The organism is Kosmotoga olearia TBF 19.5.1 (assembly GCF_000023325.1).
GTDB classification, from domain to species: Bacteria; Thermotogota; Thermotogae; order Petrotogales; family Kosmotogaceae; genus Kosmotoga; species Kosmotoga olearia.
Genome location: NC_012785.1, coordinates 1,301,611 through 1,314,573, shown reverse-complemented (window position 1 = coordinate 1,314,573; position 12,963 = coordinate 1,301,611). Strand labels below are relative to the sequence as shown.

Annotated in this window: 12 protein-coding genes and 1 riboswitch; of the genes, 7 read left to right on the top strand and 5 right to left on the bottom strand. The window is 42.1% G+C overall.

Translation table 11 applies throughout. The annotated features are described in order from the left end of the window. Window positions 1–76: 76 nt before the first annotated feature. On the bottom strand, window positions 77–1,306 hold the full coding sequence (locus KOLE_RS11175) for an HD-GYP domain-containing protein (protein ID WP_015868589.1): 1,230 nt from the start codon (window positions 1,304–1,306) through the stop codon (window positions 77–79). Between the two features lie 554 nt (window positions 1,307–1,860). On the opposite strand from KOLE_RS11175, the gene KOLE_RS06230 reads away from it, so the two are divergent. Next, on the top strand, window positions 1,861–2,070 hold the full coding sequence (locus KOLE_RS06230) for a hypothetical protein (protein WP_041288686.1): 210 nt from the start codon (window positions 1,861–1,863) through the stop codon (window positions 2,068–2,070). A 264-nt stretch (window positions 2,071–2,334) separates the two neighbouring features. Then, window positions 2,335–2,514, top strand: a complete 180-nt coding sequence (locus KOLE_RS11490) for a hypothetical protein (RefSeq protein WP_148207999.1) — start codon at window positions 2,335–2,337, stop codon at window positions 2,512–2,514. A 97-nt stretch (window positions 2,515–2,611) separates the two neighbouring features. Here the strand turns inward: KOLE_RS11490 and ribH are convergent, their stop codons facing one another. The 4 genes from ribH to ribD are packed head-to-tail and all read right to left on the bottom strand — an operon-like array spanning window position 2,612 to window position 5,835. Further along, a complete protein-coding gene (gene ribH, locus KOLE_RS06225; protein WP_015868588.1) occupies window positions 2,612–3,082 on the bottom strand; it encodes a 6,7-dimethyl-8-ribityllumazine synthase in 471 nt (156 codons plus the stop codon). Further along, entirely contained in the window at window positions 3,079–4,251 is a 1,173-nt protein-coding gene (locus KOLE_RS06220; protein WP_015868587.1) for a bifunctional 3,4-dihydroxy-2-butanone-4-phosphate synthase/GTP cyclohydrolase II, read from the bottom strand. The genes ribH and KOLE_RS06220 overlap by 4 nt, the downstream gene beginning before the upstream one ends. A gap of 4 nt (window positions 4,252–4,255) precedes the next feature. Continuing rightward, complete coding sequence (locus KOLE_RS06215) at window positions 4,256–4,813, bottom strand: riboflavin synthase (protein ID WP_015868586.1); 558 nt, start codon at window positions 4,811–4,813, stop codon at window positions 4,256–4,258. Continuing rightward, a complete protein-coding gene (ribD, locus tag KOLE_RS06210; protein WP_015868585.1) occupies window positions 4,798–5,835 on the bottom strand; it encodes a bifunctional diaminohydroxyphosphoribosylaminopyrimidine deaminase/5-amino-6-(5-phosphoribosylamino)uracil reductase RibD in 1,038 nt (345 codons plus the stop codon). Before ribD ends, KOLE_RS06215 begins: the two co-directional genes overlap by 16 nt. An 89-nt stretch (window positions 5,836–5,924) precedes the next feature. Next, window positions 5,925–6,044: riboswitch (FMN riboswitch) on the bottom strand. A 914-nt stretch (window positions 6,045–6,958) separates the two neighbouring features. On the opposite strand from ribD, the gene KOLE_RS06205 reads away from it, so the two are divergent. The 5 genes from KOLE_RS06205 to KOLE_RS06185 all read left to right on the top strand — a co-directional run bounded on the left by KOLE_RS06205 (window position 6,959) and on the right by KOLE_RS06185 (window position 12,749). Further along, window positions 6,959–8,098 carry a citrate/2-methylcitrate synthase gene (locus KOLE_RS06205; protein ID WP_015868584.1) on the top strand — a complete coding sequence of 380 codons (1,140 nt, stop codon included), beginning with the start codon at window positions 6,959–6,961 and terminating at the stop codon, window positions 8,096–8,098. A gap of 3 nt (window positions 8,099–8,101) precedes the next feature. Next, window positions 8,102–9,355: a 3-isopropylmalate dehydratase large subunit gene (locus KOLE_RS06200; protein WP_015868583.1), complete on the top strand. Its 1,254-nt coding sequence runs from the start codon at window positions 8,102–8,104 to the stop codon at window positions 9,353–9,355. 16 nt (window positions 9,356–9,371) lie between these two features. Then, window positions 9,372–9,872, top strand: a complete 501-nt coding sequence (locus tag KOLE_RS06195) for a 3-isopropylmalate dehydratase small subunit (RefSeq protein WP_041288941.1) — start codon at window positions 9,372–9,374, stop codon at window positions 9,870–9,872. 6 nt (window positions 9,873–9,878) lie between these two features. Then, entirely contained in the window at window positions 9,879–11,081 is a 1,203-nt protein-coding gene (gene icd / locus KOLE_RS06190) for an isocitrate dehydrogenase (NADP(+)) (protein WP_015868581.1), read from the top strand. Between the two features lie 507 nt (window positions 11,082–11,588). Continuing rightward, window positions 11,589–12,749, top strand: a complete 1,161-nt coding sequence (locus KOLE_RS06185) for an amidohydrolase (RefSeq protein WP_015868580.1) — start codon at window positions 11,589–11,591, stop codon at window positions 12,747–12,749. The last annotated feature ends 214 nt before the right edge of the window (window positions 12,750–12,963 follow it).

Here is a 12,963-nt window from a genome sequence, read left to right as displayed (position 1 = left end):
AAAGATTCTTCGAATATTTTTTCGGTTGATAATGTCAGAAGTGGCAGATCGATTCGAACAGTTGACTTTACGAAACCTATTCATTTTCCTGAACAAGCAACGAGTTCACCGATTTCATTATCTCTTCGAGGTTTTCTCTCAATACTTTGACAATATCCTGGTCTAATGCCATGTTTTCCATTATTCTGATTGCTTCTTCAGGTGTCATACCAGGACGATAGGGCCTATCGCTCACCAGCGCATCGAATACGTCCGCTACGGCTAGAATACGGGCAAGAAGCGGTATTCTGTCTTTCGAGAGTCCCTCAGGATAGCCGCTCCCATCTGTCCTCTCGTGATGGTAAAGTATGATAGGTGCCAAATCCTGCAGTTGATGAATTTTACCAATTACGTTTGCGCCAATTTCAGGATGTTTTTTTACAATTTCAAACTCCTCGCTGGTAAGTTTACCCTTCTTGTTGAGAATAGATTCGGGGATGCCTATTTTCCCAATGTCATGAAGCAAAGCGGCATTGTAGAGCTTTTTCAGCTTTTTACGCCGTAATCCCAATGCTTTTCCAAGGAACATACAGATCATAGCGACTTTTTTCGAATGATTGACGGTATATTTGTCTCGCTGCTCAAAGAACCAAACCAGACTTTTAAGACCATCAGTCTGATAGTAAATATGTATTTCTCTGTTTATAATGCTTCGAATTATCAACACCATTAGAAAGGCTATGGCAACAGAGCTAACGAAGTGGAAAAAACGCAGTGGAGGTTGTTTGATTTTATAGTGAAGCCCAAAAGCGAAAGGCTTCCCTTCATTCACGATATCAACTAATGTGGTAAGACCATGCAATTTAAGAAGAGTTTCGAGATCCAATTCGCATTTTATTACCCGGTCTTTCAGCACATTTTCAACGAAATCATCGTAGACATTAAATAAAATAAACAATCTGCCATTTTCAGAATAAATAGAATAATAGCGGTCGAAATCTTGAAAGCTTTCCGGTCTATCAATTAGTTCTATAGAAGAGATATATTTAGATCTATCAAGTATTTCATCAAAGTTTTCCTGAATAAAATCGGCTTTTTCTTCAGTAACCGCGTCATAAAATTCAGTCCATTGAAAATATCCAAAAGAAAGCTTTTCAGCAACCAATTGAACTGAAAGTTCAAAAGCGTGTATATGTCCTTTTACTCTTTCGTTGTACCTGGTAAGGTTGAGATTGTGGAATCTAGTGATAGAAGCAACAAAAGCCAGAACAAAAATAAAAATGGAACTCAAGAGGGTAACTTTTCCTCTAGCGTTCAGTCTGGTCATTTTTCCACCATCCGTTTTTCTTGAATTCTATCCCAACACTTCTTAGAAAAGCCTTCGAACCATATTCACTTGACTTACGTTAGACAACCACTATTCCCAAGGGGTCAATTATAAAGACTTGATTTCTGTGAACTACTTCGACGGTATAGCGTTCAACTTTTACTCCAAATTTGGCTGCTCTTTTCTTTCTATAACTGATTCTGAAATCGTACTCGTACTGGAAATAAAGGATTGTCCAAGTTTTTGGATTGCTTTGTTGTGAGCACCTATCAGTTTAGCTATCAATTCTCTTCATTTGTGTGCTTGCTATATATTATTAATTCATTTGTTCTAATCTACTATACCATACATTTGTTCAGTTTATGAATAAAATGGAAGTTACTGTTTTTGTTTGTTTTTCTACTAAAACACTCCAAATTTTAATGCATTTTTGATCAACATTTATGATTGTTTCTCGTTTTCAGGTTATGATGTTTGACGCCAGGTCGAAGATTGGTAGTATTAGCCATAAAGTAATAGAGCGTTGAATTTGCTTTACTGATTTAGTGGATAATGTGTTAGGAAAGGTGACGGCATTTATTAGAAGAAACAGGAATAAAGTAGAATTGCTATTCTTTAAATATCCAACATCGGGTATCCTGATCGCCAGTGGAACGATGGAATTTGGAAGGGAATTACCTGTTACTCGCATCCGGGAAGAAAGAATTTTTCCGCAGGTTGAAATATCCTGGAATACGATGAATCTCCAGAAGAAAAGCACTTAACATACAATATTGCTGATTGGGTTCCCGCTATGGTTGAAGTACGTGTTTGAGGTGAGAATTTAAAGTATAACTTTGAGTGATTGGAAAATGGGGTTTTCCTCATACAGATATTCCAATGTATTTCAATACACTATTTATCCCCTTCCGCAAGTACCTTACCGTAGAGATTCTGAGTTAGTTGTTCCTCTATAGCTCGACAAACTCGGCGACCATATCTAACCTGCGTTTGGCAATCCAGAAAGTCTTATATTCAAAGAAAAGAAGATGCCTCTCGTATTATTGAAGAGACAAACGAAGAAAGCAACTTCTATGGTTGTGACTATTCCAAGGTACAACAAAGCCAAAATGGAGCTTGTATTCCATAACCCGTCAAAGGAAAACGGTGGAATCTTTTGCAGTGACGCATTCATGTCTAAATGGATGATACTCCAGCATTTAAGTTAAGACTATTTCTTGAGTATCAACAGAGTCATATTATTCATCAGTACCACGCTTCTTTGTTTTTTACTGTTTCACTTTCAAACTCTTGAACCACAATTTATTAAATTGCTTCTATCTGCCTTTTTAGGTTTGCCATTTCCAGCGCCACCATAGCCGCTTCAAAACCTTTGTTTCCTGATTTAATGCCTGCTCTGTTCAAGGCTTGCTCGACAGTGTCGGATGTGATGATTCCAAACGATACAGGTACATCCACTTCCAGGTTGATCGCCGCGATACCTTTCGAGACTTCATTGGCCACGACGTCGAAATGATATGTCTCGCCACGGATAACCGCGCCAAGCGCAATTATCGCGTCGTGTTTCTTTTTGAGAGCGATTGACCTTGTGATGTGCGGTATTTCCATAGCACCAGGAACCCAAATAACATCTATGTTTTCATCTTTTACTTCGTGTCTCTTCAAAGCATCCAGAGCTCCGTCTAAAAGTTCCTTCGTAACAGCGGAATTAAATCTCGAAATCACGATGGCGATCTTCAGCCCTTCTCCGTAATATCTTCCTTCGAAAACCCTCATTTTTTAAGCACCTCCTCAAATGTGTGACCCATTCTTTCCATTTTTGTCTTTAGATAGAAGTGGTTGTATGGTGTTATCTCGCCGAAGATGTTCCTTGTTTCATCAACGATGATCTGGTAATGCTTTAATTGTCTGAGTTTATCCGGGTTATTTGATAGCAGTATAATCTTTTTTACTCCAAGTGCTCTCAACATCTGTGCTGCAACACCGTAATCTCTCATGTCTTCAGGAAATCCGAGAGCGATGTTCGCATCAACCGTATCCATGCCGTTATCCTGAAGATGGTATGCTTTTATTTTGTTGTGAAGCCCTATTCCACGTCCCTCCTGTCTGAGATACAACACGATACCTCTTCCCTGGGACTTTATATAACGCATTGCATTTTGAAGCTGTGAGCCGCAATCACATCTCAGTGACCCCAGTGCATCACCTGTAAGGCACTCAGAATGGATCCTCACAGGCACCGGTTCTTTGGATATGTCTCCATATATGATTGCTGTATGTTCCAGAAAGTCGTAATTGTTTTCGAAGGAAACGATCTGGAAAGTTCCGAACTTCGTCGGCAGCGAGGCGATTGACACTACTTTAACCAGCTGTTTGTTTTTTGTGTATTCCTGAATAACTTGATCGCGTGTGACGATGGGGAAACCATTCTCTTTCGCGCGTTGTTTGGCAAAGTCTATATTGTGCGAATTTCCATGTTTGTCGAGTATTTCGATTATGACCGCTGATCTTGAGAATCCACACAGTTCCATAATTTCGAGCGACAACTCTGTGTGCCCTTGTCTTTTATTGAGCCCAATGCTTCCAAGAAGATGTATATGGCCGGGGTATCGAAAAGCATTTATGTTTTCCCCTTTCGCAAGTGCCCGAATCGTCTTCGCGCGATCACTTGCAGAAATCCCGGTCCCTGCATCCAAATGATCAACAGGGACGAAGAAGTTCGTTTCACTATTTCGTGAAGGAAGTTTGAAAAATCCCCTTTCAAAAAGTACATATTCATCCATCGCGACACACAACATTCCTTTGTTCTCTATCATCGTGTTTATAATATAAGTGTTTACAAGTTCGGCTGGAAAGATGAGATCTGCCTCCATCTCGCGTTTATCATCTATGAGCACAATTGGTTTTCTGTCCAAAAATGCCTTTCTAATTTTCGATATCTCCATATACTCACCCCTTATAAATTCCTTTCAAGTAGCGCGCGATAACGTCTATCTCGTAATTCACTATGTCACCTGGATGAAGCGTTCTAAGGTTTGTGTTTTCAAATGTATGCGGTATGACTTGCACGGTAAATGTATCGAGATCTATCTTTGCGATTGTTAGGCTAATGCCGTTAATCGCGATCGACCCTTTTTCGGCAATTCCCCAACGTTCCCTCGGCATGGAGAAGGTCATCCATGTTGTTTCCCTTTCTTTTAAACTTTTTAAGAACTTGATTGTGCCGTCGATATGCCCTGTAACTATATGGCCATCAAATCTTCCATTAACAGGTAGCGCGCGCTCTATGTTTGCTTCCCTTCCGTTCCATATGCCAAGGTTGGTGCGTTTGAGTGTTTCCAGCCCACAGGTAAAGGTTATGTACCTTCCAACTGCCGTTGCTGTAAGGCACACACCGTTTACCGAAATGCTGTCCCCTATCTTCACGTCATCAAACGGATTCTCGATAACCAGCGTGTTTCCACGTATTTCCATTTTTGAAACATATTCCACTATACCTGTGAACATGGTATCAACTCCCAGTAAATGTCTGGATGGTACACCTCTACTCTTTTCGTCGTGAATCCTTTAAATTTACGATCAAATGGGGAAAGCCCATTTCCAAAGGCTATTGGAGCATAGAAGAGGTGAATTTTATCGGCATAGTTGATAAACTGGGATGCAACATTTGCGCCTCCTTCAACGAGAACGGAATCTATCCCCATTTTTCCAAGTGCTTTTAATATTGGTTCTGGAGATAAATCATCTTTTCGGATAACTTCAACATTTTCAGGCCAACGCTCATTCGAAGATGTGAAGATTATCGTCCTTCCTTCTTGGGCAAAGAGTTTTAGATTCACTTTCGCAGTTTTCCCGGATCTATCCAGGATGATACGAATTGGATTTCTTTTGCAAAATGAATATCGGCAGGTCAAAAGAGGGTCGTCAGAAATGGCGGTTTTTGAACCAATCATTATTGCTGAGTAGTAGTTTCTTAATCTATGAACCTTTTCTCTTGCCCGATCTGATGTAATCCTTTCGCGTTTTCCACGCATGCTTGTAATGAACCCATCTAAGCTCATAGCGAGTTTCAACGCAACGAAAGGCATTTTTGTTTTCATATACTTTGCGAAAACCTCGATCAATTCCTTTGCCTTGACCTCTAAAATTCCGTGCTTTACGCATATTCCGGCGTTTTTTAGTTTTTCCTCGCCTTTTCCGTGGACCATGGGATTTGGGTCCAGGGTTCCAATGTACACAGCTGAGAACCCTTCTCTTATAATCCTGTCAGTACAAGGCGGCGTTTTTCCATAATGGACACAGGGTTCGAGCGTTACATATATCTCAGCTCCCTTGATGTCATACCCCATTTTTTTCGCGTTCTCAATGGCTACAATTTCCGCGTGCCTTCCACCAAAGTATTCATGGTAACCAGTGGACAAAATTTTTCCATTTTTGACGATTACAGCCCCTACAAGCGGGTTGGGATTTACCAGCCCTTCCCCTTTTCTTGCCTCCTCGATAGCAAGCTCCATAAATTTTTCATCCATATCCATTCCTCCAAGAAAAAAGTCCCCGGAAAACTCCGGGGACTTTTAAGATTCAATATCGCAACATATACATTGCTTTTTATCTACTATCAATTCTCCTCCCATCCGGACTTTCACCGTCGGCTCCGGAATTCCACCGGATCAACTCCTTCAGGAGCTCGCGGGCTTTCACCGCCGGTCGGGAATTTCACCCTGCCCCGGAGAATTTTTCTGTATTTAATTTTTTCTATTTAAGTATATTATACCCAATTCTTGACGTACTTTCAAAGAACTGAGAGACAAGGATCCGAGAGTCCGAGAGAGCCGCTTCGCGGCGACACGAATCCCTGCGGGATTGATACGACCGGCTTCGCCGGTGATACGAACTCCTGATAAGAATACGAGAATCCGAGAGTCCGAGAACCGAGAGAGCCGCTGCGCGGCGGAAAGCAGCTAAGCTGTGAAGTGCTGAGCTGCGCTCAGGAGGCTCACGACGTTGACGCTCACGAGGTTGGGGCTCGCAGACGCTGATAAAAAGCCGAGAACCGAGATAGCCGCTGCGCGGCGGATACGAATCCCTTCGGGATTGATACGACCGGCTTCGCCGGTGATACGAACTCCTTTGGAGTTGACCCGAACTGCTTCGTAGTTGTTGCGAACTGTTGCGCAGCGATAAAAACCGTTGTCGGTTGTACGTTGTGCGTTGTACGTAAAAATCAAAAAGCGAAAGGGTTGCTTTGCGGCTTGAAAAATAGAGAACTGGTAAACACGCTTCGTGTGGGTAAGTCCGGCGCAGTTATCTCGACCGACTTTGTCGATGACACGTGCATACGGCGGAATAGAACCCGAGAGGATTGCTCTACACCCAGCAACCGGTAATATGAAAATGGGGACTGTTCACATTTTTTTCAATCTTCCAATTATGATAAACCATCATGATTGTGATAAAATAACTCACAATAACCAGTAAAACCAGTATATATATTGCGCTATTCGGAGTAAATCGCTAAATTCTACTAGAAATAATGTAATATCAATTATTTTGTGAAATTTTGGTGTCATTTTGCTTCATTTTTGAGTGTTCTTAGTATTTTAAAGCCGATAATTAATGAAATAATCATATGTGGGGAAAGTGAGGAGTTGCATGACTTCTTTTGAAGGCGTAAAAATTTTCAAAGGTCTGGAAAATGTAGCAATTGCTGAAACATCCTTGAGCTACATAAATGGCGAAAAGGGAAGATTAGTCTACAGGGGAATCCCTGTGGAAGTTCTTGCGGAAAAAGCTTCATTTGAAGAAGTTGCTTTTCTCCTGTGGTTTGGGTATCTGCCGAATAGAAAAGAGTTGGATGACCTTATAAGATTCATGGCAGATAGCCGGGACATACATCCCGAAATAGAAGATCATATTGCCAGATTACCGAATAAGGCTCATCCAATGGATGTTTTGAGGAGCTGCGTCTCGCTGTTCGGCGTTTTCGAGGATCTTCAAGCTTCACACGACGAACTTCAAAGAGCAGCGAGAATAACAGCCAAGCTGCCAACAATAGTTTCTTACCACTACAGGCTATCAAGAGGGATGAAGCCTGTACCACCTGATAAAACCCTGGATCACGCGTCTAATTTTTATTACATGATAACCGGAGAAAAGCCTGATGAAGAAATCTCAAAACTCATGAATTCGATATTAATACTGCATGCAGAGCAAGGGCTGAACGCTTCCACTTTCACAGCCATGGTAATCGCCTCAACATTATCTGATATGTACTCTTCGATCACGGGGGCGATCGGAGCCCTAAAAGGTCCTCTGCATGGAGGAGCCAATGAGAAAGTGATAGACATGATAGAAGAGATAGGCACTCCAGAGAATGTGGAGAGCTATGTTGAAAAGGCTTTGAAAGAAAAAAGGAAAATTCCCGGGTTTGGTCACAGGGTGTACAAAACTTATGACCCAAGATCAAAAGTTCTAAAGGAATACGCGAGAAAGCTTTCGTTGAAAATGAACGACGCCAAATATTTCCCGATAGCCGAAAAACTCGAGAAGGTCGTTGTGGAGAAACTTGCACATAAGAAAATATTCCCGAATGTTGACCTTTATTCCGGGATAGTTTACAAACTGCTTGGTTTCCCAAAAGAGATCTATACAGCTATATTCGCTATAGCACGTGTAGTAGGCTGGACAGCTCATGTTATCGAATATACCAAATCAAATAAGATAATAAGACCGTGCGGCGTCTATGTTGGACCTATGAACGCTGAATACATACCTTTGGAAGCGAGGGAGTGAAAAATGGGGAAAACCATCGCCGAAAAAATAATATCCGAACATGTTGGAAGAGACGTGAATTCTGGAGATATCGTTGTTGCTAAGGTAGATATAGCCATGGTTCAAGATGGAACCGGTCCTCTGGCTGTTGATGAGTTCTGCACAATGGGGTTTGACGTTCTTAAAGCCCCGAATTCCATTCTTTTTATAGACCATGCCTCACCGAGTCCGCGAAAAGAATTGTCAAACGCACAAAAGAAATTGAGAGATTTTTCGAAAAAGACAGGAGCCATTCTTTCGGATATAGGTGAGGGAGTATCGCACCAAATACTTGTTGAGAAGTATGTGAAGCCTGGTGACCTTGTTGTTGGTGCCGATTCTCATACATGCACTTCTGGTGCTCTTGGAGCGTTTGCTACCGGGATGGGATCAACAGATGTTGCACTCGCTTTCGGACTAGGGAAAGTATGGCTAAAAGTCCCGGCGAGCTTGAAATTTGTTTTGAATGGAAAAATTCCTGATGGAGTTTTTTCAAAGGATATAATTTTACACATAATTGGTCTCATTGGAGCTGACGGTGCGAATTACAAAGTAATGGAATTTGAGGGAGAGGTTATAGAGCAGATCTCACAGGAAGCAAGATTCACCATAACCAATATGGCAATTGAAGCAGGAGCGAAATCAGGAATAATAGCCCCGGATGAGAAAACAAGAGCATTCCTAAGAGCTTATGGTAGGGAATCAGATTACAGAGAAATAAAATCTGATCCTGATGCGGTTTACGAAAAAATCTATGAAATAGATGTATCCAATCTTGAACCGGCGGTTGCACTTCCTCACACTGTCGATAACACTAAGAGTATCAGCGAAGTTGAAGGTATCAAGATAGATCAGGTATTCATAGGTACCTGTACAAATGGAAGACTCGAAGATTTGAGGGTGGCAGCTTCGATTTTAAAGGGCAGAGAAAAGCATCCTGATGTGAGGTTAATAGTTATACCTGCATCAAAAGAGGTCTATCTAAAAGCCTTAGAAGAAGGTCTGATTAAGATCTTTGTGGAAAGCGGCGCAACAGTGCTTGCACCAGGATGCGGACCCTGTGTGGGGGTTCATCAGGGGGTTCTTGGGGATGGAGAAAGGGTTCTATCGACCCAAAATAGAAATTTCAAAGGAAGAATGGGAAATCCAAAAGCTGAAATATTTCTTGCTTCTCCAGCAACCGCTGCAGCTTCAGCTATAACCGGCAAAATCACCGACCCAAGGAAGTTCCTTGCATAAGGGGGAGATACAATTGATTATTAAAGGGAAAGTGTGGAAATTCGGTGATGATATTTCAACAGATCATATAGCGCCTGGAAGATATTTTCATTTACGCACCAATCTTCCAGAACTCGCAAAACATGTACTTGAAGATGCGAGAGAAGATTTTCCAAAAATAGTAAAAAAAGGGGACATTATAGTCGCTGGAAAAAACTTTGGAATGGGATCTTCCAGGGAACATGCGCCCAGGATAATAAAACTTGCCGGAATTTCGTGCATAATAGCGAAATCCTTTGCCAGGATATTTTACAGGAACTCTATAAATATAGGACTTCCTTTGGTAGAAATTGAGGAAACCGATGAAATAGACGAAGGCGATGTAATAGAGGTCGATCTTAGAAATGGAATCGTCAAGAACCTCACCAAAGGGAAAACTTACAGATTTAACCCCATGCCAGATTTTATATTGAAGATCGTAGAAAAAGGTGGAATAAGAAATTACATAAAAGAGTTTGGAGACTACTTTGTGGAGTGATTCGCCTTGGAAGGACAGAAAATAAAGGTAGAAAACAACAGTATTTTGGTTCCAAATAATCCCATAATCCCATATATAGCAGGTGATGGAATAGGGCCCGAAATAATGAGGGCTGCGATGTTGGTGTGGAATTCAGCAATTTCTCGTGTTTATGCAGGGAAAAGAAAAGTCGTATGGAAGGAAATATATGCAGGTGAAAAGGCTATAGAAATCTTTGGTGATCCACTTCCTGAAGAAACAATAGAAGCTATTAAGAGTCATGTTGTTTCTATAAAATCACCTTTGACCACCCCGGTCGGAAGGGGATACAGGAGCCTTAATGTGAAGCTCAGGCAGGTTCTGGATCTGTATGCATGTATAAGGCCTGTCAAATGGATAAAAGGAGTTCCAGCTCCAGTTAAGCACCCGGAACTTTTAGATGTGGTAATTTTCCGTGAGAACACGGAAGACGTGTACGCTGGAATAGAATGGAAAAAAGGCTCACAAGAAGCGAAAAAGGTTATCGACTTTTTAAGAGATACGTTTAATCTGGAAATTAGAGGCGATTCAGGACTTGGATTGAAGCCCATAAGTGAATTCGCTACGAAGAGAATTACGAGAAAAGCTATTCAATACGCCCTGGAAAATGGCAGAAAGAGTGTCACCATAGTCCATAAGGGAAATATAATGAAATACACAGAGGGCGCTTTTGTAGAATGGGCTTATGAAGTGGCTTTGAATGAATTTGAAGGCAAAGTGGTTTCGGAGAGAGAGTTAAATGAGCCCGTATCTGAAAAATTGATCGTAAAAGATAGAATAGCGGATAACATGTTCCAGCAGATACTCTTAGAACCTTCGGAGTACGATATAATGCTCCTCCCTAACCTGAATGGAGATTATCTGTCTGATGCTGTTGCAGCTCAGGTTGGTGGTATAGGGTTAGTTCCTGGTGCAAACATAGGAGATTTTGTGGCTTTGTTTGAACCAACACACGGTACAGCACCGCAACTTGCTGGAAAGGAAATAGCAAACCCAACATCCTTGATATTATCCGGTGCTATGATGTTCGATTATATTGGATGGAAAGAAGTTGGAAGTATTATAAGAAAAGCTGTTGAGAAAACTATAATGGACGGGAAGATGACCATAGATCTCGCAAGAAAGAAAGGTGTAGAGCCTCTTAAAACCACGGAATTTGCAGAAGAAATCATTAAAAACATTGAAGAATAGGGATTCGAGAGTGCCGCTTCGCTGAGAAAGTGCTGAGCTGCGCTCAGGAGGCTCACGACGTTGAGGCTTGCAGCGCTGACAATCGATAATACGACGCTTGCTGCGGCCGACGCTCACAATGTTAACACTTGAAAGACTGTAAAAAAACGTTGTTTTCTAATGTAGGGGCAGAACATGTTCTGCCCTTTCTGGTTACTATACTTTGCCATTGGTCGTCTTACCTTCTCGGATTCTCGGACTCTCGGTTCTCGAGTTTTATACAGCATGCTGTGCCCTGTTTTTTATGTCAGCAACGCAGCTGCTATCTCGGCTCCCGGTTTTTTACCTATTCGCTGGAAATTAATTTGCTTTACGTACTATTTATTTGTTAGAATGGGATCGTATAGCTGGAGTGGCAAATGCCTTATAATGCATAACTAGAATTTGTATTATTGCGATACTTTCCATCTTGAAACCAGCCTATTTACTTGGAAATTTCTTGTTTCCAGATTTTTTGGAGGTGGAACTATGGAAATTCTATTTAAAAACGGTACAATTTATCCAATTACATCGAGTCCCTTCAAGGGCGACCTGTTGATAGTTGATGGTAAAATCAAGGCCATAGGCGAGCAATTAAAAAACAGTAATGCTGAAATCATTGACGTTTCCGGAAAATTTATCTTTCCCGGTTTTGTTGATGCGCATTCTCATATCGGTGTCTTTGAAGAGGGAGTAAGCGAAGAGCTTTACCAGGATGGCAACGAGAAGACAAACCCCGTTACCGCTGAAGTCAGGGTGCTTGACGCCTTCTACCCCAACGACCCCGCAATTGATAGGGCTCTTTCCGGAGGAGTAACAACGGTAAATGTATTCCCTGGAAGCGCCAACCCCATAGGTGGTCAGGGAGCAATCTTCAAATTCCGTTCCAGAATAGTGGATGAAATGGTTGTAAAAGCTCCTGCGGGGCTGAAGATGGCAACCGGTGAGAATCCCAAGAGGGTTTATGGACGAGAGAGAAAGCAGCAACCCGGGACCAGGCTGGGTATAGCTGCGATAATAAGACAGTACTTCCAGAAGGTAAAGAACTACATGCAGAAGAAAGAAAAGGCACTTTCCAATGGGGAAGAATTCACCGACATAGATCTGCAGTTAGAGGCAGGCGAGAAAGTTCTCAAGAAAGAAATACCAGCCAGAATACATGCCCACAGGATGGATGATATCCTCACGGCGATCAGGATATCCGAAGAATTCGGTTTCAACCTGGTTATCGAACATGCTACTGAGGCTTACAAAATCGCCGACTATATTAAAGCGAAGAACGTACCCCTGATTCTGGGCCCAATTTTCGGTTTCAGAACTAAGCTCGAGCTGAAAGACATGAGCTACGAGTCTGTCAGAATTATAAATGAGAAGGGCATCCTTGCAGCCATGATGTGCGATCATCCGGTAATACCTCTTGAGTTTACCAATATTCAGCTTGGCACTGCACTTAGATATGGTGCAAAAGAAGAAGATCTCCTGAAGATGGTAACCATAAACCCGGCAAAAATACTGGGGATGGAATCCAGTATCGGTTCGCTTGAACCTGGCAAGGATGCGGACGTAGTCATCTGGAGTCACCATCCCTTCGACTTCAGAGCAAAGGCAGAGAAAGTCTTTATAGAGGGCAAGCTCGTTTTCCAATACTAACTGTGCTAGTGGGGCGAACTGCTTCGCAGCGGATACGAATCCCTTCGGGATTGTTACGACCGGCTTCACCGGTGATACGAACTCCTGATAAGAATACGAGAATCCGAGAGTCCGAGAACCGAGAGAGCCGCTGCGCGGCGGATACGAATCCCTTTGGGATTGTTACGACCGGCTACGCCAGTGGTGCGAACCACTTCGTGGTTGTCTCGAACTG